Below are 20,545 nucleotides of genomic sequence, written 5' to 3' on the forward strand. Positions count from 1 at the left end.
CCTACTTTATGGCTTCCGGGTGGTCCTTGAGAAAGGCATCGGCAGTTTCCTTGGTCACCAGCACGGCCGGAACCTCGGCTGCCTTGGCTTGCCATGCGCCGCCTGCATCCTTGATGTCCTTCAGCATCTTGACCATGTTGTAGCCTTCGGTGAAGCTGTCCTGCCAGGCCGTCGCGGTCATGAAGCCGTTCTTGATGTTCTCCAGCGCCTGGGCATTGCCATTGATGCCGTAAACGAGGACGTCGTCGCGCCCCTGGGCGCGCAGTGAACCGATGGCGCCGATCGCCGGGTCGTCCCAGCATCCCCAGATCGCCAGGTTTTCCTTGCCGGCCGGATGCGAGGCCAGCCAGGCATTGGCGTATTGGGCGCCGTCCTCGAAATAGCCGGGAATGCGCACTTCGTTCTTGGTGACGGTGATGTCAGGGTGTTTGGCGACGATCTCGTCCATGACCACTTCGCGGTTCCGGCAGACCTCGCCGGTCCGGTAGGTGAGGGCCAGTATCGAACCCTTGCCACCCATTTTTTCGACCATGAGATCGACGACCGGTATCGCCATAGGTCCGCCCGAGCCGTTCGTGGCGGCGACGGTCGAGCCAAGCCCGCCGCCCCAGGTCACCACAGGTATTCCAGCGTCGCCCGCGGCAGCCAGGCCCGCGCCGATCGACGAATAGGGGAACACCATGTCGATGATCGCATGCGCCTTGAGCTGCGCGAAATTCTGGATCGACGCATTCGCCTGGTCGGCACTGCCGGCGGCATCGACGACATTGGTCTTCCAGCCGAGCTCGTCGGCTGCCTTCGTGGCGCCCTCGATGTAGCGGACATTGTTGGCTTCGGTGGCGCTTATGGACACGATGCCAAGCAGCGGCTTGTCCTGCGCGGCGGCGCCGGCCGTTGCCAGCGAGAGCGCTCCAACGGCGATGATGCAAACTAGATTTCTCATGGTTCTCCTCCCTTCGTTTGATCTGCCGCCAGAGCCTCTTGGCAGCAAACCGTTTCGCTAACGTCCTGCAAAATGCGGTCCAATGCAAGCATGAATCCGCTGGACACAGCCACAAATCTGAACCAGACTTCAGCGAAACGATTAGCTATCAGGGCAAAATGGCCACTATAAAAGACGTTGCCAGGAAGGCAGGCGTGTCAACCGCGACGGTCTCGGCCGTGATGAACGATACTGCCTTTGTCAGCCCTGTGCTGAGGGCTCGCGTCGTCACCGCCATTCGCGAACTGCGCTATGAGCCGTCGCTGGCTGCCCGTAACCTGCGTCGCAGCCGCAGCCAGTTGATCGCCCTTGCGGTGGCCGACCTGTCGAACCCGTTTTATGCACGCATCGTCTGGTCGGCGGAGGCGGCCGTCGCGGCGTGGGGCTATTCGCTCGTTCTCTTCAACAGCGATGAAAAACCTGACACGGAACGGCGCATCCTGTCGCGTATTCGCACTCTCGGTTGCGACGGAATGGTTCTGGTTCCGGTGGGCGCGGCAAATCAATACCAGCCGCATGAGTTCGACGGCATGGCGACCGTTCTTCTGGGGCGAGCAATCGAAGGCAACAGCGCCGATACGGTGACCATCGACAATCGGGAGGCGGGCAGGCAGGCCGTCGATTACCTGCTCGACCTTGGGCATCGCCGCATCGGCTCGATTACCGGCCCGATGCAACTGTCAACCAGCAAGGGCAGGCTGGACGGCATGATCGATGCGATGGCCGCGCGCGGGCTTGCGCCGCAGCCCGGTCATGTCAGGTCCGGCGAATTTCGCGAGGAAGCCGCCTATTCGGTCGCTCGCGATATGATGGGGTCGCCCGATCGCCCGACGGCGATCTATGTCGCCAATGGCGTCATGGCGATCGGCGTGATGAGAGCTGTTGCCGATCTGGGCCTGCGCTGTCCGCAGGACATCTCGATCGCCTCGACGGACACGGTCGCCGGCGCCGGCGGCTTGAAGCCGCGACTGACGAGAACAGAGCACCCCATTGCCGATATGACCAATGAAGCGCTGCGCCTGCTCGTCGATCGTATCGAGGAAAGGGTGTCGGAGCCCGTGCGCAGCATCGTTTTCCAGCCGGCGCTGATCGTCGGGGAAAGCTGCATGCCGCTCGGCAGGAATGCGGGCTGACGGTTTCCGTCCTGGGCCCCGGAATGTCAGTCGTTCTACCAAGCGCCGAGATGTAAGCGCGAGGACCTGGAAATCACACAAGCGCTCGGACACAGCGTTTCTGGAAGTGTGCGGCGCCGTCAGGCAGGCCCCTGACCCCGTGGTTGCTGGAGCGCCCTGCCGATCAAACGCTTTCGAGGTAAGTCTCGAGCTCGAAGTCGCTGACATTGAGCGCGAACGTATTCAGCTCCTGCCGTTTGCAGGCGATGAAGGAGTCGCGCAAGGTTGCCGGAAATATCTCCGCCACATGCGGGCCGCTGTCGAAGCTGGCGATCGCGGAGGCCCAGTCAGGCGGCAGCTTGGCCGGTTGAAGTCCTTTGCCGTCTCTGCCCGCCGGATCGCCAGGCGACAATTGTCTTTCGATGCCGGTGAGTGCGGCGCCTAGTATTGCCGCAAGCACCAGGTACGGGTTGGCGTCCGCACCGGCGACGCGATGTTCTATCCGGCGTGCGCTCGACGGCCCGCCGGGAATGCGGATCGCAACCATACGGTTCTCGTAGCCCCAGGCAACCGCGGTCGGCGCATAGGATCTGGGGCGCAGCCTGCGGTAGGAGTTGAAGTGCGGCGCGAACACCAGCGTGCTTTCGGCCATGGCGGCGAGCAGACCGCCGACGGCATGGCGCATGACGTCCGAACCCTGGTCGGTGCCGTCATCGAAGACATTGCGGCCTTCGGCGTCGGTCAGGCTGAAATGGACGTGAAAGCCGTTGCCGGCGCGGTCGCCATAGGGCTTGGCCATGAAGCAAGCGGCAAAGCCGTGCTTGCGAGCTATGCCCTTGACTGTGCGCTTGAACAGCACGGCATCGTCGGCGGCGCGCAAGGCGTCGGCGACATGGTTCAGGTTGATCTCGAACTGGCCGACGCCGTTCTCGGCGATCGCGGTGTCGACGGGAATGTCTTGCATGCGGCAGGCGTCGTAGACATCGTGGATGAAGCCTTCGAAGTCGTCGATCTCGTCGATCGACAGGGCTGCATCGGAATCGAGACGACGCCCGGTTATCGGCGAGACAGGTCCGACCGGCCGCTGCGATTGCGGGTCGACCAGATAGAATTCCAGTTCCGTAGCAGCGACCGGGGTCAGGCCCAGAGCCTTGTAGCGATCGAGGACACGGGCCAGCGCCCGCCGCGGATCACCGAGAAACGGCGCACCGTTCTCGTCGGCAAGCCAGAGCGGGACAAGTGCGGTCGGATGTGCCGTCCAGCTCACCGGCAGGATGCCGCGCCCCGTCCACTGGCAAAGGCCGTCGGCGTCGCCGTTGCCGAAAACCAGCGTGTTGTTCTCGATATCCTCGCCCCAGATGTCGAGCCCAACCAGCGAATAGGGCATGCGCAGCTTGCCCTCCAGCGCCTTGCGTGCCTGCTCGACGGGTATGCGCTTGCCGCGCATGATGCCGTTGAGGTCGCACACCGCAGCCCTCAGGCTGTGGATGTCGTCCCTGCGTTCAAGCCAATTCAGAACGTCCGTGATTGCATCGCCCAATTTCAACCCCTGATTCCGAAGGTGCCGTAGCCCTGCTCGGTTACGACATCTCTTATAGAAAGCTTGTGAGTTTGTGGAAACAGCTCTGGCGGTCACCAGAGGATTTCCGTTATCTTTTCAATTCACTAGCTCGGATATCGGGAGGCATTTCAAGACCAATTGCGCGATTTGCGATCGCAATATAGTAGTACGGTCGGGGAAAGCCAAGCGGCATTTGAACCGCCGTCTATGATGATCAACGAGATGGATGGACGGTTTCGGATGGATCAGGAGGTCGTGGCGGTTAGCGAGGCGGTTTGCGCCGCCTGGTGACTGCTCTCGACAGTGCTTCCCGGGTCGTCAGTTCCGGGTTTCCGGAAACTTGACGTGCTGCAAGAGATGCGTCGCGCCGTCGTTTATGTCGCGCACGATGGCGGCCCGCGCGCGCGGGCCGTCCTGCACTTCGATCGCGGCGACGGCTTCCTCGTGGTAATCGATATCGAGAATGGCGGCGAGATTGTCCTCGAAACCGGTGGTCAGGTTCCGGAGAAACGGACCGACCTGCATCCATACCGTCTCGATTAGGAAGATCATCTGCTCATTGCCGCAGTGGCGATAGATCGAGAACTTGAAGTTGTAGTTCTTGCGCAGATAGTCGTCGATGTCGCCCTTGCGGGCTGCCAGGGTCAGCTCCGTGCAATGACGACGGATCGCCCGCAGATTGTTGCCATTGATCAGCCTTGCGGCAAGCTCGGTCGCGGAACCTTCGAGGATCGTTCGCACCTCGGTCAGCTGCGAGAATCTTTCGGCCGAGATGACCGGCACCTCCATGCTGCCGTTCGGCATCGGGCTCAGCGCACGCAGCGCCTGCAGCCGCATGAAGGCGCTGCGCACCGGCATGTCGCTGGTGCCGAGTTCCTTCGCAAGCTTGCGCGAGGTCAGTTTCTGGCCGGGCGCAAACTGGCCCGACATCAATGCCCTGACCAGTTCCAGATAGACTTTCTCATGCAGGGGCACGGTGTCGACGGCGGTCAACCCGAAATGCGTTTTATCGGCCATTGGCGGTGCGCTACTTCATTCGTTCTGAAATCTACGCAGCTGGCTACATCTGCCGCTAGAAATGATGGCCGAACGCGGCATGAAGGCCGAAGTCAGCGATTTTTCAAGCACATGATAGACGCTTCAACCGCAACGCCGCAAGCCGCGTCGTCGTCGCTCTCCCGGTTGCGCCCGGCAAATGCGGCGACGGCGCGCGGCGGCTGTACACCGGCTCGCGTCCGCTCCAGCAAGGTCCGGCGTTATGCGATGTAAAATACGTACTTTGCCGGCATCCAAGATAAATAAATGCTTTTCAGTCGCACAAAATGATGGAACAATGAAATTGAGATTGGGGAAAATTTGATGCGCAAGGTCAGCGGACATGGCAAGCGCCTGTCCTATTACGATTTCGGCCACACGACGGTGTATGCCTCCCGCTTCGACCAGCGCTTTCCCTATTGTGCCTATGTGCCGGAAGATTATGACGAGGACGGCGACAAGACCTATGCGCTGGCGGTGATCGTGCATGGCACCGAACGCGGCATGCTCGCCTACCGGGACGCCTTTGCCGACTTCGCCGAGCAGAACGGCGTGATCGTGCTTGCCCCGCTCTTCCCGGCGAATATCTGTTTTCCGGGCGACCTTTCCTCCTACAAAATGCTGCGCGAGGGCGACCTCCACTACGATGCCGTGATGCTCGACATGGTCGAGGAAATGCGCGAGCGCTACCGCATCCGCGGCGACCGGGTGCTGATGTATGGCTTCTCCGGCGGCGGTCATTTCACCCATCGTTTCCTGTTCCTCCATCCCGAACGTCTGCTGGCTGCATCGATCGGCGCGCCTGGTGTCGTGACCCTGCTCGACTTCGATCATGATTTCTGGGTCGGGGTGCGCGACTTCGAGAAAGTGTTCGGCAAGAAGGTCGACCTCGACGCCATGCGCAAGGTCGCCGTGCAGATGGTGATCGGTGGTGACGATCTCCAAACCTGGGAGATCACCATCACTCCGGACGATGCCTGGTGGATGCCCGGCGCCGATCTCGCCGGCGCGACCCGCAACGATCGGATCAGATCATTGAAGGGCAGCCTGGAGAAACACGGCGTCGAGGTGCAGCTGGATGTCATGCCCGGCATCACCCACGACGACCGCGAGCTCATCGCCAAGGTCAAGGACTTCTTTGCGCGGACATTGAATGCCGCGCCCGTCTGAAAAACTGCAGTCAACAAAACTGGAGATAAAAATGGGAACTAGATCGGGAATGGGAAGACGATTGATCCGGATGCTGGCGGCAATCGCCATGATGGCGTGTGCGCTGCCGGCGATGGCGCAGGAGCAGCCGAAAACCGGCGGCACGCTCAAGGTCCGTATCAACGCCGACATTCGCGCCACCGACGGTCTTAACCGGGACGCGAACACCGACACGGTGCTGCACCAGATCTTCGAGACGCTGGTAGCCTACCGCGCCGATCTCACGGTCGGCCCGGCGCTGGCCGAATCCTGGAAAGTGTCGGACGACGGCAAGACCTATGCCTTCACGCTGCGCGACGGCGCAGCTTTCCACAATGGCGACGCCGTGACCTCTGCGGACGTCAAATGGAACTGGGACCGCCGCATGGACGCAGCCAACCAGTGGTTCTGCATTCCGTTCTTCGACGGCAGCCAGGGCCTCAAGGTAGAACAGGTGACGACGCCTGATCCACGCACCGTGGTCTTCACGCTCAATGCGCCGAATGCGCTGTTCCTGGCACAGCTCGCCAATGTGCAATGCAATGGCTGGGTCGCCAGCCCTAGGAATGTCGGCGCCGACGGCAAGTGGATCGCCGATAGCGCCATCGGCAGCGGCCCCTTCAAGCTGAAAGAGTGGGTCAAGGGCCAGTATGTCGCGCTCGAACGCTTTGCCGATTACAAGCCGGTGAAGGAGGCGCCGAGCGGTTTTGCCGGCAGCCGTGAGGCCTATGTCGACGAGGTGCGCTTCATGGTCATTCCCGACACGGCGGCATCGGAAACCGCGCTGTTTGCCGGCGAGCTCGATGTCCTGCCCGATCTTGAGTCGTCCCGTGTCGAGGAAGCCAAGTCCCGAGGCATGACGGTGCTGTCGACGCAAGGCCTGTCGTGGACGGCGATCCTGCTGCAGACGAAGGACCCGCTGCTGTCGAACGTCAAGATACGCCAGGCGCTGGCGCATGCCGCCGACATCAACCAGATCGCCGCCGCCCGCACCAATGGTGTTGCTGCCGGTGATCCCTCCGCCGTCGCCCAGGCGAGCTCGTTCTTCGACGGTGATTTCCTCAAATGGCCGGAATACGACCCGGTCAAGGCCAAGGCACTGCTGGACGAGGCCGGCTACAAGGGTGAGCCGATCAAGATCCAGACCAACACCCGCTACCAGGGGATGTATGAGAACGCCGTACTGCTGCAGGCGATGCTGACGGCCGCGGGCTTCAACGCCCAGCTCGAAGTGCTGGATTGGGCGGCACAGCTCGACAATTACCTTGCCGGCAAATTCCAGATCCAGTCATTCGGCTATTCGGCTCGTCTCGATCCATCGCTGATGTATGGCGTCATCCTCGGCGACAAGGCGACCGATCCGACGGCGCAGTGGGACAGCAAGGAGGCCCTCGACCTCTACACGAAGTCGATGGCCACGACCGACCCCGGGCAACGCAAGGCGTTGTTCAAGCAGCTCCATGCTCTCATGGCAAAGGATGTGCCGATCCTTGGCCTTTATTACGAGCCATCCGTCGACGCCGTATCGCCGAAGGTGAAGGGCTATTCGGTATGGCCGGCGGCAAACCCCCGCGTATGGGGCGTCTGGAAAAGCGAATAGACTGGCGGTTCTCTGTCGCTCGAAAGATCGGAGGCGTGTTGCCTCCGATCTTTCGTTTGAGGGATGGGACGGAGACCTAAACTCACCAGCTCTCGGACGGCGTGTGTGCGCCCGGAGCCGACGCTTGGCGCTGAGGAAACGACCGTCCCCATCTAGGGCCGAAAGCGGACTGGCAGCTTCATAAAAATCGATGGCAGACATTCAATCAGGTAGATTGAAGTCTCTAACTGACCCCAACGCGGACATTCCCGCAATCGAACTGGAACGTCGAAGGGCTGGAAAGCTGACGTTGCCCTGCGGCAGAAGCCGTCAAACATCGACTTTGCGCGGGATTTCATGTCGCTGTTACAGCGGCCATCGGGCCTCAAGTCAGAAGGAAACCGGTCACCAACAACGTTGCCCTATTCGCACATTTGATCCTTTTGTCCGGCGGTGTCCGGCGCTATAATCAGCGGTCGCTAAATTAGGGCGGAGCAGTAAAACCAGAAAAGCGTCCGTCTTTGGGCCGGGGACCAACCATGGGAGGCAAACATGCTCAGCGCCTTATGCAAGGCTTGCGCAGTGGTCCTTTTGTCAGGGAACTGCGCTTTCGCCCAATCGGATTTGATAGAACCAGAGGCTGGAACGTGGAAGACGTGGGTAATCACGTCTGGCGAGGACTTCCGAGTCCCGCCGCCGCCTGACGCCTCCGCCGCAGCAGCCGAATTGGCGCAGATGCGGGATCTCCTGGCGCAAAAGGATCCGGCTGCCGCCGGCAAAATCACCTTCTGGGACGCCGGCTCGCCTGGGTACCGATGGATCGATCTGGTCAACAATCGCCTCCTCGAAAACCAGCAGATTCCAAATGCGCACCGCGTCTACACCTATTTGACAATGGCGATGTACGACGCCACCATCGCTACGTGGGACGCGAAGTACTTCTACAATCGGCCGCGCCCGAGCGAGGCGGATGCGACGCTGGCAACTGCGCTGCCGCCGCCGCGGAGTCCCTCCTATCCATCCGAGCATGCCGCAGCCGCCGGAGCTGCCGCGACGGTTCTTTCTTATTTCTTTCCCGAAGAGACATCGTCGTTCAAAGAAATGGCCGAAGAAGCGGCACAGTCGCGTGTCCTTGCCGGTGTCCAGTTCCCAAGCGATTCTTCCGCCGGCCTGGAGTTGGGGCGGAGGGTCGCAGAGCAGTTGATTGCGCGGGCAAAGGCCGATGGCTCCGATGAAGCGTGGACCGGCACTGTTCCGACCGGGCCGTGCATGTGGGTCGGGGACAAACCCGCCAATGCAACCATGCCAAAATGGAAGCCGATCGTGCTGGCAGCACCCGATGAATTCAGGCCGTCAGCGCCGCCCGACTGCCAGTCCCCGGCCGTAAAGGCCGAGATGGATGCAATCCGACAGTTTGAACGAAAATTCCCTATCAGCTACAAAGCGTTCTACTGGCAAAGCCCATCCGGCCTGTTCACCGACTGGTATGATTATACCAGCAAGTGGATGTTCGAGGACAAGACGGATTCAAACCCGCCGCGCGCCGCTCGGGCTTACGCGATGCTCGCAACGGTCTACTACGACGCCTACATTGCAAGCAACGACGGGAAGTACGCATATTGGTACCTGCGACCCAACATGCTTGACCCGAGCATCACTCCCCTGTTCGCAGTTCCGGCACATCCCAGTTATCCGTCGAACCACTCCACGCTCTCGACCGCCAGATGCGAGGTCCTGGCATACCTGTTTCCCAACCATGCCGACTTCATCCGCAAGGTTGGCAAAGAGGCCGGCGATTCGCGCGTCTGGGCCGGCATCCACTACGAGATAGACAACAAGGCCGGTGCCGCACTCGGCAAAGCGGTCGCGGAGAAATTCATCGAGCGGGCGAGAAAGGACGGAGCAGACTAACGGAAGGAGAGGACAGCTGCTCGACCCGTTCGGAATCTTCTTTGCCGATCGCCGGTCGAGGCCAAGGGTAGAACGGATGGTGCGCAGACGAGCCGTGTCGCCGTCATTGCGCCACCGCCTTGCGGGCGCCCGCGCCATCGGCGAAACGGCGGTCGATCAGCATCGCCGCATCGAGAAGGGCGCGCGTATAGGCGTGGCGCGGCCGGTCGAAGACATCGTCGCGGTCGCCGATCTCGACGATCCTTCCGTCCTGCATGACGGCGACCCGGTCGGCAACCTGCTCGACGGCACCCAGATCATGCGAAACGAAGAGGCAGGCGAAACCGTAGCGTTCCTGCAACGACCGGATTAGAAGCAGGATCTGTTTCTGCACCGTCATGTCCAGCGCCGAAACCGGTTCGTCGGCGACGACGAAGGCCGGTCGCCTGACGATCGCCCGCGCGATCGCGACGCGCTGGCGTTGACCGCCCGACAGCTGATGCGGGAAACGCTCGAGAAGGTCGCGCGACAGCCCCACTTCCTCGATGACCTCATCCATGCGCGCGGTTCGCCGCTTGCGATCCAATTCGGTGTCGAGCTTCAACGGCTCGGTGACGATCTCGGCAATGGACTGGCGAGGATCGAGCGAGGAGTAGGGATCCTGAAAGACGATCTGCATGTCGCGACGTTGCTCACGAGCGTCAGCGGATCGGTCATTTGCAATCGCCTTGCCAAGAAACGAAATCGTTCCACCGGACGGCCTGACCAGGCCGACAATGGCGCGGCCGAGCGTCGTCTTGCCGGAGCCCGACGCGCCGACCAATGCCAGGGTTTCGCCACGCCGGACGGTCAGGTCGACACCATCGACGGCGCGCTTGCGCTCCGCGCGCGCAAACAGTCTCGGACGGCCCGGATAGTCGATGACGACATTGCTGATCTCGACCAGAGGTGGGCCGTCGACGGCTTTTCTCGATCCGCCGGCGCTGCGCTTGGGAAGCGCATCCACCAACCGCCTCGTATAGTCGTGCTGCGGCGCGTGAAGGACCTGGATGCTGCTGCCCTGTTCGACCGCCTTGCCTTCGCACATCACTGTCACGCTGTTCACATAGTGCGACACCATGCCGAGGTCGTGGCTGATCAGCAGGACTGCGGTTCCATTCTCCCGCGTCAGCTCGACCATGAGGTCGAGCACGTCGCGCTGCACCAGCGTGTCGAGCGCCGTGGTCGGCTCGTCTGCGATCAGCAGGCGCGGTTTGAGCAGCATGACCGATGCAAGCATGATGCGCTGGCGCATGCCGCCCGAGAATTCGTGCGGATAGGCCGCAAGGCATTTGCCGGGATCCCTGATCTGGATCCTCTCCAGCATCGCCAGCGAGCGATCCTTTATCTCGGCGCGCGACATATCGCGATGCAGGCGAAGCCCTTCGGCCATCTGCTCGCCGATGGTGACGGCGGGATTGAGCGAGACCATCGGCTCCTGGAAAACCATGCCGATCTCAGCACCGCGGATCCGGCGCAGCGCCTTTGGGGCAATGCCGATGAGCTCCTGTCCTTCGAAGCGGATGCTGCTGTCCGCGGTCGTGACCAGCGGTGCCGGGAGCAGGTTCAGGATCGAACGGGCCGCCATCGTCTTGCCCGAACCGGATTCGCCGACCAGCGCCAGCATGTCACCGGAAGCGAGATCGAAACTCAGCTCGTCGACGATCCGCTTTCCCGACGGTCCGACCGAGATCGACAGGTTCCGCACCGAAAGCATCGTGTTCTTGTCCGCGGTGGGCACGAGCATGCTCCCAGAATCTACATCTTCGGGTCGAGCCAGTCGCGCACCGCGTCGCCCAGCATGTTGATGCCGAGCAGCGTGATCGAGATGCAGAGACCTGGCAGGATGATCAAATGCGGCGCCTGGCCGATATAAGGCCTTGCCGTCGACAGCATGTTGCCCCAGCTCGGCGCCGGAGGCGGGACGCCCAAGCCCAGAAAGCTCAGCGCGCTTTCCGACAGGATGATCCAGCCGAACATGGTGGTGGCGAGCACGATGATCGGGGCGACGCAGTTGGGCAGCACATGCCGCGCCATGGTGATGATCTCGCTGTTGCCCATCACGCGCGACGCCTCGACATATTCCCGCTCGCGAATGGACATCACGGACGCCCGCACCACGCGCACCACGATCGGCATGTAGGCAAGGCCGAGTGCAAGGATGATGCCTTCGCGGCTGGCGCCGATCACCGCCATCAGGCCAAGCGCCAGGAGCAGGCCCGGAAAGGCGAGGAAGGCATCGTTGACCATCATGATGACGCGATCGACCCAGCCCCGCAGGAAACCTGCGAGAACGCCGAATACGGTGCCGGTGATCAATGCGAAGACAACAGTCGCAAAAGCGATCCAGGCGCTGGTACGCGCGCCGCTGGCGAGGCGGCTGAGCACGTCGCGTCCGAACTCGTCGGCGCCGAGCAGATGCAGAGGCGAGGGCCCGCTGAGGCGCGACGGCAGATCGAGCTTGAGCGGATCGTAGGGCGCGATCCACGGACCGAACACGGCCAGAAGGATCAATGTTCCGGTGACAATGATCCCGAAGATCGCGTTGAATTTCAGACCGGGCCGGCCGAGCGCACGGGCGATCATGCGGTGACCCTCGGGTCGAGCAGCGGATAAATCAGGTCGACGAGCAGATTGACCGCGACATAGATGAAGGCGACGAACAGCATCGATCCCTGAACAACGGGATAGTCGCGGGCATAGATGGCGTCGACCAGCAGCCGGCCGAGGCCGGGAATAGTGAAGACGGTCTCGATGACGACGATGCTGGAAAGCAGGCTGCCGAGCACGAAGCCGATCAGGGTCAAGGTGGGCGCGAAGGCATTCTTGAAAGCGTGGCGCCACATCACCGCGCTTTCCGAAAGTCCCTTTGCTCGCGCATGGGTGATGTATTCCAGTCGCGCCACTTCGATCGTGCTGGCCCTGGCCATGCGCGCAATCGGACCGGATTCGACGAGCACCAGGGTGATCACCGGCAGGATCACATACAGGGCGGCTTGCGCGAAGTCGCGACTGAAAGGCACGTAGCCGACGATCGGCAGCCAGCCGAGGTAAAGACCGAAGATCAGCATCAGCATCAGCCCCAGCCAGAAACTGGGAATCGAGAGCAGGAAGGTCGAGGTGGCGACGACGGCGATATCGCGCAGGCTGTCCTGCTTCCAGGCGGCCAGCATGCCGGCGGGCACGGCGATCGCCGAAGCGACAAGCACGGCCAGGAAAACGATGGTCGAGGAAACGGCGAAACGGTCGAGGATCAGCGGCAGCACCTCTTGTCCGCTGCCGATCGAGTGTCCGAAATCACCTGTAAGGACGTTCCCGACCCAGATCAGATATTGCACCACCACGGGCTGGTCGAGCCCCATCTGGTGCTGCATGGCCTCCACCTGCCCAGGCTGTGCGAGGTCTCCCAGCATCAAGGTCGCCGGATCGCCCGGGATGAAGCGCATCATCACGAAGACCGCGACCGACACCAGGATGAGTGTCGGTATGGCGCTGGCAATGCGGGTCAGGACAAAGCGGACCATCGTTTCTCCTGTGCTGATATCGAAGATGTCTCCCGTGCCGGCACTGGTTTCTCCAGCCGCTCGAGGACCGCGTCGTCCATCGTGAGTTCGTAGCGGGTGAACTCGCGGTTTTCAGCCGGCATGGGAGCGATCTCCATCACGCCGGCGGCTGGTTCGAAGACGATCATAGCAACTGTCGCCGACAGATTGCCGCCTTCTTTCTTGACCACTGGGCGGCATACGCTGAACGGCGAGGCGAAGTCGTCGAACAGCGCCTCCTTTAGATCGCCGATCGTGATATCGCCATGCCGCGCCGACAAGTGCCGGCGCACGCGGTGGTCGCGATAGAGACTGTCCGGCACATCGCGAAGCCCGGTTTCACGCAGCTTGGACAGCGCCACCGGGCTCTGCCAGTGATTGGCATGGACGATCATGTCCTTGTCCGGATAGATCGCAAACGCCTCGTCCGGCGCGCATTCGAGATCGACCGTGAACCCTTCGGCCGTGCTGAGGATCATGTTGTTGGAGCCGGATTTCGGCGTTGTCGCCACCACCTTGATGGCGTGGGAGAAATGCTGCGCCTCGAGAGCCCGGCGCCGGATGAAGGGAAGCGGGATTCCGATCTCGCGATAATCGCGGTCCGATTCGAGATAGTTCGCGGTAATGCCGATGCCGGCCGCGTTGAAGCCGCTGCGCGCCAGTCCGCCTGCTTCGGTGAAGGTGAGGAGGTCCGGCCCGTCCGTTCGCCGGATGCGCAACACCACCGACGTCTCGGCGCATTCGGCCTTCCAGTCCCAGTTCTGGCCATGAATGAGCCTGCCGTCCCGGGTTGCCTCCGGCAGGATCGCCGCGCCCGTGCACCCGTCAGGCTCGTCGTCGGAAATGCCTTTCTCGCGCCTGGCAAGCTGCAAGATTTCCGTCCGCGCATTGACCAGGATGATCGAGGACAGCTCGACATTGGCGCCTGACGCGATCCCTTCCATTTCCTCGACGAGATCGGGCGCCCATTGCCGAAGGCGCGGCAGGAACATCTGGGAAAACCGCCCGACGTCGTCCGGCCTGAAGCCAAAACGGTCGAGTTGCCCGGCGTAAAGCGCCACCGAAGCGCCGATGCGCCCGCGCGTCTGTTCGCCGTAGGCCATGCCGCGCGCTTTCGGCGCTCCTGCGATTTCGACAAGCGGAAAAGGTGTGACTGTTGTCATCAAAGGGAAAGCCTCAAACTCGTATGAGTCCGGATAGTAATGCATTTTGATTGAATGAAAAGCAGGAAAATTCGATAGATTGCCAGTTTGAACTGCGTGGCGCATATCTATAATGCGAACGCCTGAGGAAGTGCATATGAACGAAACGATCATCGACCGGCCGCCACGCAGCGAGGCAGCCAGTCCGCTGCAGATAGATCTGGCGCGGCGGATTCTGGAGCGGATCAGGGATTCGGGCTGGACGGTCGGAACCCGCGTCTCGGTGCCGGACCTTGCCCGCACGTTCGGCGTTTCGCGTTCTCCCGTCAGCGCAGCGCTGGAACTGCTCGTCGCCCAAGGCATCTTGAGCCCCTTCGAGACGAGGGGGCTACAACTGGCGCGCGATGTCGCCGATCTCGACCCGGAAGATATCCTGCCGAGTTCTCCGCTCGAGGAGCTTTACCGCAGGATGATGCGAGAGCGCGCGCTCGGCCAACTGCCCCAGGAAGTGTCCGAGGCGGAATTGATGCCGCGCTACCAGGTGTCACGCGGTGTCGTGCGCAAGCTTTTGCTTCGCTTTGCCGCCGAAGGCCTGGTGCAGCGCCTGCCTGGGCATGGCTGGCGCTTCGCCGACACGCTTGTCGGCGAAGATGCGTACCGGGAAAGCTATGAATTCAGGATGGCCGTCGAATGTGCGGCGCTGCGGTCGCCCATGTTCAGCGCGGATCCCCAGCAACTGGTGCCGGTCCGGCGCGCTCACGAGCGTATCCTGGCGATCGTGTCGACGGGCAAGACGCTGATTGGCGGCGACGAATGGTTCCGGATCAACGCGTCATTTCATGAAGGACTTGCGGCCTGTTCCGGCAACCGTTTCCTGGCCGACGCGGTGCGCCAGCAGAACAATCTGCGCCGGTTGCAGGAATCGGCGGGTTTCGAGGAACTGCCGGCGGAACGTATCGAGCAGTCCTGCCGGGAACATCTGACCATCCTCGATGCCGTCGAGGCGGGCGAGATCGAATGGGCCGAGGCGCTGCTGCGCCAGCATCTGCGGCAGGCTTCGGAATTCGCTTCGCCGCAGCGCTCGATCTGATGCTTGTGGTCCGCAATGCGTGGCCACCATCCGCCATCAGTGAGGAGCTGTGCGAACTGGAAGAGCATTTTTCTTGATCGCCTCACGCCAAAATCTGCTCCATCAAACGCCGAGATGGGACGTTTGAGGGCCGATTTTCAGTGGTGCGTCGTTTTCATCCGGATTGGGGACAGGGGCTTCGTCGGGAAGTCTGTCTGGGTCCGGCTCACGCACCGGCTTCGGTTCAGGAAGCGGCGGCGGCGTGGGTGCGGGAGTGGGCGTTGGTTCGGGAGTGGGAAGAATGGCCATGGCGTGATTTCCTTCCGCTCGCTGCATTCTGCCTTGGCGGGTCATCGACGTCGGGTGGGATTTCTGACGCCACCCGTTTCGACGGTGTCGCTCTCCGGGCTGTTGCAGCAGAACGACCACGCGTGGCTATGGTTCCGATCTGGTGTCTCCAGCGATCCCGCACGCATCTGGCGCGCCCATGGCAGGACGGCGCCATCAGAAAAAGTGATCGAATTGTCCGGGTGTGCGGGCCTTGTCGGCCACGCGGAGCGCCATAATTCCATTTCAGGGTGAGGCGAACTCACCTGTTGAATAGGAGGCGGCCGTGAAGCACCAAACACTTGACCAACTGCATGCCGTTGCCGACGTTCACGCTGAAGCAACAGATCTAGTGGCAACTCGCAGTCAACGTCTCGAACGTTGGGCGAAATTGCTGGAGAAGAATCCCGATCGGCGTCTCGAAGCGCTGACAGGCACCGAATACAAGTCCCCTGAGATACGCGAAAAAATGCGCTACAACGATTCACCTCTCACCGTTGCCTTCGAGGACCCGATTTTTCGGGCGCAAGGCTTGCGAGATGACACTTACGGTGAAGCCAGGCGCTTCTTCGAGCTGACCGACTGGCAGTTGCACGAGATCGTCTGCCATTGCCATGCCGGCGCCACGATACGAGCACGATGGGCTGCCTCTCGCGTCCGTGCGGCAATGTCCGAGAGGTTCGGTTTCTTCGCCTGGCTGCGGGGCATCTTCGCGCATTGAGTCAGCGGGCATTCACGCCGCCGGCATCGATACTTAGAGCGGTTCAGCTTTCAATAGCCGCGTAACCGCTCTAAGTATTTGTTTTTGCGCAATTCCCTAGGGAAGGCGCTACGCGCTTTTCCCGGGAAACCGCCGCGTACTTTTCCTGGGGTTGCTCTGGGCGGTATGTTGGGGCGGCGAAGTGGTTCCCACGCCTCCCATTCGTGGTCGTTGATGACGGATATGCCATAAGGCGGCGATCCGCCATCGGCGGAACTTGATATCGTCGGCGTAGGCGGATTCAGTCGGCGGGCGCGGTGTAGCGACGATGGATCGCTTCGGCGATGGCGGCGCGGCTCCTGTGCGGATCGAGACTTTCGTCATCCTCGATGATAGCCGCTTCCTCCGCAAGTCCCTCGTCTTTGACCTGGTTGCGGAACCAGGCCGAATAGTCGCCCGCGCGCAGATGATGTTCCCAGGTGCGGTCGTCGATCCCTTCGGCGATATGGAGGAACATCATCAGATTTTGCGCTTGCAGGTTGAGCGTACCGTCAGCGCCGCGGAAATAGAAACTGTTGTCGCCAAGATCGCCCTCGGCATACTTTCGAATATGCCGCTTGCGTTCCTGCCGGGGACGCTCGACCGCGATCGGCCTTGCCGGATCGGTTGTCGACCGGTTCCAATACAAGACCTTGTTTTCCGGTGGCGGCACAACACCCTCCGGCACGTCCTCGCCAATCGCGGCACAGAAGCTTTCGACGACCTTGTCGGCTTCCGAACCAAGAGCCAGCACCGTGTCGACACCTGCCAGCACGTCTCGCGAAACCAGGTCGGGATGAACCGTGATCAGAATGGTCGCCGAAAGGCTATTTGGAAGCGCAAAGGATGTGCCGTCGCGCGCGTGCGGCAGCACGTGGTGTGCCTCGTCGATGATCAGCCAGTGCGGGCGTCCGGTGCGGGCGCGAAGCGCGGCAAGCTCCGGCAGCAACTTGGCGAAGGCGTTTGGTCGCTCCTCGGTCTTGATCCCGAGCATGTTGACGGCGACATTGTTGGACGGCTTTGACAGAAGATCGAAAATTTCGCGCGAGCTCGGCGGGCTTTTGGCATCGCCGACCACCAGCACGTCCTCCAGTTCCTCGTAGTCGCCCTCCGGGTCGAGCACGCAAAACTGAAAGCCCTGCTCGACGAAGCGCTCGGTCAGAGCGGTGGCGAGGGTGGATTTTCCGATTCCCGACGTGCCGGCCAGCAGGACGCTGCCGCCGCGTGGCGAAAGGTGCATCATTGCGCCCGAACCGTCCGCGCCAATCTCGATGCGTTGCCGCGCCGTGTCCAGCAAGGCGGCGTCATGCGAGATCAGGCCCTCGATCAACTCCCTTACGCCCGCGCCGCGGGCACCATTCGTCACGTGGTCCGCCGTCTCCCTAACTTTCGGCAGTGCATTGGCAACCGCAACGCCGAAACCGACAGCGCGCAGAAAGGCATGGTCGTTCTCCGCATCGCCGATGCCGATGACGTTGTGGGCGGACAATTCCAGATCCTCGAGGGCAGCGGCAAGACCGGTCGCCTTGTTGACACCACTCGGCAGCACCATGACGGCGCCCTTGTTGAAGATGATCTCCAGCTCCAGGCCAAGCTCCTTGATCGCTTCCAGCACGATGGTCTCGTTGGGCTCCCTGGTGGCGACGACGGAACGTCCTATCGAAAGGGGCGAGATCTTGCGCATCATCAGCCGGTCGACGAACTCCGCCGGAGGGGCAGGCGCCAGGATCCGCTCCTTCTTCGAAGCCGGCGTGTAGACAAGCGCGCCGTTTTCGGCGACGACCTTGTCGAACATACCAAGCTCCGGGAAAACGCTTTCAAGGTCGGCAAGCTCGCGACCGGTCACCATTATCAATTTGCGGCCGGTTTCCTTCAACCGCTCGAGCGCGGCACGGGTCGCGTCGGAAACGATCCCGTTTTCCGCGAGTGTGCCGTCGTAGTCAGTGGCCAGAGCAAGAGCATACATCGAATTGTCCGTCGGTAATCCGAAGCCGACCTGAAAATACTTCTCGCCGAACTGAGCGGAAAGCCATCTGCTCCGGTGACTTTGTCATGGCTGATTGGTTCCAACGGCATTGGCTGCCGATTGTTCCCGGTGACGGAAGGCAAGAGTTGCTGATGCCTGGCTTTTGCTTGAGCCTCGGTTTTTCCATGGCCGGCAACCACTTCTAGCCGATGATCCTGAATCCGTTCGGCTTCTGGCCGGGATCGACATCTTGAGATGTCACGCCGGCGACCGCCGCCCCGGTCGGCCCTTTCCACAACCGGTTCATCATCGTCGAAACCGCGTCTTCGGCCCCGACGATCAGCGCCGTTACGGATCCGTCATCCTCGTTGCGAACCCATCCGGACAGGCCAAGCCTCTCGGCCTCGGTCCGTGTCCACACGCGAAAAGAGACGCCTTGCACCCTGCCATTGAGCCTGACGCGTACGGCCTTGCGCTTGCCCTCCATAGTCGCCTCCGTGCCGGTGGTTTTGTCATATCTTCAACTCCTCGGCGGCGAAAAAGGCTCCGCCGTCGCATTTTTCAGCGGATTTGGCGGCCCGGCCGTCCGATGGAAGTGTCCGGCTGCATGATCTCGGCAAAGGAACCATGCGGCGGCGGCTTTGTTTAAGAACGGACAGTTGCAGGTTGCTGGGGTTTTGGAGCCACGATTTCATGACCAACAATTCTCCAACGGGAGGCGCCATACCGGCATCCGTTCCGACGATCGATCCAAAAGCCGCGCCGACGCTTCAGCACGCCGAGGCCGAAGTCTTCTACACAGAGGCGATCCGCGAACTCGCCGCGACGGACATCCCCTTTCTTGTCGCCGGCACCTATGCGGTGAGCGCCTACACAGGCGTTACGCGCCAGACGAAGGACCTCGACATTTTCTGCAAGGCCGGCGACTACGCGCGCATTCTCGCCCATTTCAAGCAGGCCGGCTATGCGGTCGAGATCGTGGACGACCGATGGCTTGGAAAGGTATTCAAAAGCACGCATTTTTTTGACGTCATATTCGCGTCGGCGAACGGGACCATGCCGGTCGGCGACCAGTGGCTGGAGCATGCACGGCAAATCGAGCTGCTGGGCACTCAGGTGCGGATCGTGGGTCCGACCGAGCTTATCTGGTCCAAATGCTTCATCCAGGACAGAGGCCGCCACGACGGCGCCGACGTCGCTCATACCATCCTCAAGGCGCAAGATCAGATCGACTGGCACCGGCTGCTTTCCTATCTCGAAGTTCACTGGGAGGTGCTGTTGATGCAGCTTCTGAATTTCCGATGGATCTATCCAAGCGAGCGCGATCATGTTCCCGCATGGCTGCTCGACGAATTGCTCGACCGTCTCGCCAAGCAGAGGGAGTTGCCTACTCCACGGATGAAGATCTGCCGCGGACGACTGCTTTCGCCGACCGACTATGAAATCGACGTCAAGGAATGGGGTTTTGCCGGCGTCGGCGGAACGGGAGAATTTCGCGATGGCTGAGAAGAGCAAAACTGCCACGGCAAGGGATGGGAACGGCGGCACCGTGAGGATCGCGGCCGTCGGCGACCTGCATGTGAACGAGGACGCCCAGGCCTCTTGTCGCGATCTCTTCGGCGAAGTTTCGCGCGAAGCGGACATTCTTGTGCTCACTGGAGATCTGACCAATCTCGGCAGACCCCGGGAAGCCGAAATCCTTGCCGAGGATTTGCGCGCCTGCGCGATCCCGGTCGTCGCCGTGCTCGGCAACCACGACTATGAGTCCGGCGCGGTCGAGGACGTCACCAACATCCTTCGGCAGGCAGGGGTCCATCTTCTCGACGGCCAAACGACGGAAATCAAGGAGGTCGGCTTTGTCGGCGTGAAGGGCTTCGTCGGCGGTTTCGGATCGCGTATGCTCGGCTCCTTCGGCGAGCCGGCGATCAAGGCGATGGTTGCTGAAAGCGTCAGCGAGTCGATGCGGCTCGAAAACGCGATGCGGCAGGTCCGCACCAATCGCACGCTTGTCGTCCTGCACTACGCTCCGATAGCCGAAACGGTGGCCGGCGAGCCCTTGGAGATTTTTCCGTTCCTGGGCTCGTCGCGCCTGGCCGAGACCATCGATCGGTTCAAGGTCAGCGCCGTGGTGCATGGCCACGCGCATCGCGGCGTCTATGAAGGTCGCACGCCCGGCGGTGCCCCGGTGTATAACGTCGCCATGCACGTGACGAAGCCGACCGGCCGTCCCTACGCCTTGCTCGAAATCTAAAAACACCCTGCGCGTCGTTAGAGCAGCGGGACGCGTTCAAGTTGAATTAGGGTATCCTGCTCTATCTATTTGTTTAAGCAGTATTTCTGCGGCGGAATATGATTCCACTTGGGCGCACAATGC

19 protein-coding genes are annotated in these 20,545 nt (G+C 61.5%); 8 read left to right on the forward strand and 11 right to left on the reverse strand.

The window, feature by feature from the left end; genetic code table 11:
* Nucleotide 1: 1 nt before the first annotated feature.
* Nucleotides 2–943 (reverse strand): sugar ABC transporter substrate-binding protein, encoded by a 942-nt coding sequence (locus ABID19_RS01765; RefSeq protein ID WP_354487511.1) that lies wholly within the window; start codon nt 941–943, stop codon nt 2–4.
* A gap of 158 nt (nt 944–1,101) precedes the next feature.
* Here ABID19_RS01765 and ABID19_RS01770 point away from each other — a divergent pair, with 158 nt between their 5' ends.
* Nucleotides 1,102–2,115, forward strand: coding sequence for a LacI family DNA-binding transcriptional regulator (locus tag ABID19_RS01770; RefSeq protein ID WP_354487513.1), 1,014 nt, complete (start codon nt 1,102–1,104; stop codon nt 2,113–2,115).
* 163 nt (nt 2,116–2,278) lie between these two features.
* Here ABID19_RS01770 and ABID19_RS01775 read toward each other — a convergent pair whose 3' ends face one another.
* Both ABID19_RS01775 and ABID19_RS01780 read right to left on the reverse strand, forming a co-directional pair.
* On the reverse strand, nt 2,279–3,634 hold the full coding sequence (locus tag ABID19_RS01775; RefSeq protein ID WP_354487514.1) for a glutamine synthetase family protein: 1,356 nt from the start codon (nt 3,632–3,634) through the stop codon (nt 2,279–2,281).
* A 339-nt stretch (nt 3,635–3,973) separates the two neighbouring features.
* On the reverse strand, nt 3,974–4,672 hold the full coding sequence (locus ABID19_RS01780; protein ID WP_352931319.1) for a GntR family transcriptional regulator: 699 nt from the start codon (nt 4,670–4,672) through the stop codon (nt 3,974–3,976).
* 342 nt (nt 4,673–5,014) lie between these two features.
* Between ABID19_RS01780 and ABID19_RS01785 the strand changes: the two genes are divergently transcribed.
* From ABID19_RS01785 to ABID19_RS01795, 3 genes are all read left to right on the forward strand, one after another.
* Nucleotides 5,015–5,860 carry an alpha/beta hydrolase gene (locus ABID19_RS01785; protein ID WP_354487516.1) on the forward strand — a complete coding sequence of 282 codons (846 nt, stop codon included), beginning with the start codon at nt 5,015–5,017 and terminating at the stop codon, nt 5,858–5,860.
* A 31-nt stretch (nt 5,861–5,891) separates the two neighbouring features.
* Nucleotides 5,892–7,478, forward strand: a complete 1,587-nt coding sequence (locus ABID19_RS01790) for an ABC transporter substrate-binding protein (protein ID WP_354487518.1) — start codon at nt 5,892–5,894, stop codon at nt 7,476–7,478.
* A gap of 879 nt (nt 7,479–8,357) precedes the next feature.
* On the forward strand, nt 8,358–9,368 hold the full coding sequence (locus ABID19_RS01795; protein WP_354487520.1) for a phosphatase PAP2 family protein: 1,011 nt from the start codon (nt 8,358–8,360) through the stop codon (nt 9,366–9,368).
* Between the two features lie 103 nt (nt 9,369–9,471).
* Here the strand turns inward: ABID19_RS01795 and ABID19_RS01800 are convergent, their stop codons facing one another.
* The 4 genes from ABID19_RS01800 to ABID19_RS01815 are packed head-to-tail and all read right to left on the reverse strand — an operon-like array spanning nt 9,472 to nt 14,091.
* Nucleotides 9,472–11,103, reverse strand: coding sequence for an ABC transporter ATP-binding protein (locus tag ABID19_RS01800; RefSeq protein ID WP_435528685.1), 1,632 nt, complete (start codon nt 11,101–11,103; stop codon nt 9,472–9,474).
* A gap of 41 nt (nt 11,104–11,144) precedes the next feature.
* Complete coding sequence (locus ABID19_RS01805) at nt 11,145–11,972, reverse strand: ABC transporter permease (RefSeq protein WP_354487523.1); 828 nt, start codon at nt 11,970–11,972, stop codon at nt 11,145–11,147.
* Nucleotides 11,969–12,910: an ABC transporter permease gene (locus ABID19_RS01810; RefSeq protein ID WP_352931329.1), complete on the reverse strand. Its 942-nt coding sequence runs from the start codon at nt 12,908–12,910 to the stop codon at nt 11,969–11,971. The genes ABID19_RS01805 and ABID19_RS01810 overlap by 4 nt, the downstream gene beginning before the upstream one ends.
* Entirely contained in the window at nt 12,892–14,091 is a 1,200-nt protein-coding gene (locus ABID19_RS01815; RefSeq protein WP_354487524.1) for a C45 family peptidase, read from the reverse strand. The genes ABID19_RS01810 and ABID19_RS01815 overlap by 19 nt, the downstream gene beginning before the upstream one ends.
* A gap of 136 nt (nt 14,092–14,227) precedes the next feature.
* Here ABID19_RS01815 and ABID19_RS01820 point away from each other — a divergent pair, with 136 nt between their 5' ends.
* Nucleotides 14,228–15,160: a GntR family transcriptional regulator gene (locus tag ABID19_RS01820; RefSeq protein ID WP_354487526.1), complete on the forward strand. Its 933-nt coding sequence runs from the start codon at nt 14,228–14,230 to the stop codon at nt 15,158–15,160.
* 102 nt (nt 15,161–15,262) lie between these two features.
* Here the strand turns inward: ABID19_RS01820 and ABID19_RS01825 are convergent, their stop codons facing one another.
* Nucleotides 15,263–15,448: a hypothetical protein gene (locus ABID19_RS01825; RefSeq protein WP_352931335.1), complete on the reverse strand. Its 186-nt coding sequence runs from the start codon at nt 15,446–15,448 to the stop codon at nt 15,263–15,265.
* A gap of 304 nt (nt 15,449–15,752) precedes the next feature.
* Here ABID19_RS01825 and ABID19_RS01830 point away from each other — a divergent pair, with 304 nt between their 5' ends.
* A complete protein-coding gene (locus ABID19_RS01830; protein ID WP_352931337.1) occupies nt 15,753–16,187 on the forward strand; it encodes a hypothetical protein in 435 nt (144 codons plus the stop codon).
* Between the two features lie 280 nt (nt 16,188–16,467).
* Here ABID19_RS01830 and ABID19_RS01835 read toward each other — a convergent pair whose 3' ends face one another.
* The 3 genes from ABID19_RS01835 to ABID19_RS01845 all read right to left on the reverse strand — a co-directional run bounded on the left by ABID19_RS01835 (nt 16,468) and on the right by ABID19_RS01845 (nt 18,866).
* Nucleotides 16,468–18,171 (reverse strand): HAD-IIB family hydrolase, encoded by a 1,704-nt coding sequence (locus tag ABID19_RS01835; RefSeq protein WP_354487528.1) that lies wholly within the window; start codon nt 18,169–18,171, stop codon nt 16,468–16,470.
* A 202-nt stretch (nt 18,172–18,373) separates the two neighbouring features.
* Entirely contained in the window at nt 18,374–18,658 is a 285-nt protein-coding gene (locus ABID19_RS01840; RefSeq protein WP_354487529.1) for an acylphosphatase, read from the reverse strand.
* Between the two features lie 25 nt (nt 18,659–18,683).
* Complete coding sequence (locus tag ABID19_RS01845; RefSeq protein WP_354487531.1) at nt 18,684–18,866, reverse strand: hypothetical protein; 183 nt, start codon at nt 18,864–18,866, stop codon at nt 18,684–18,686.
* Here ABID19_RS01845 and ABID19_RS01850 point away from each other — a divergent pair.
* Both ABID19_RS01850 and ABID19_RS01855 read left to right on the forward strand, forming a co-directional pair.
* Nucleotides 18,865–19,677: a nucleotidyltransferase family protein gene (locus ABID19_RS01850; protein ID WP_352931343.1), complete on the forward strand. Its 813-nt coding sequence runs from the start codon at nt 18,865–18,867 to the stop codon at nt 19,675–19,677. The two genes, ABID19_RS01845 and ABID19_RS01850, sit on opposite strands and share 2 nt — an antisense overlap.
* A complete protein-coding gene (locus ABID19_RS01855) occupies nt 19,670–20,422 on the forward strand; it encodes a metallophosphoesterase family protein (protein ID WP_354487533.1) in 753 nt (250 codons plus the stop codon). The genes ABID19_RS01850 and ABID19_RS01855 overlap by 8 nt, the downstream gene beginning before the upstream one ends.
* The last annotated feature ends 123 nt before the right edge of the window (nt 20,423–20,545 follow it).

This window comes from Mesorhizobium robiniae (assembly GCF_040545535.1).
GTDB classification, from domain to species: Bacteria; Pseudomonadota; Alphaproteobacteria; order Rhizobiales; family Rhizobiaceae; genus Mesorhizobium; species Mesorhizobium robiniae.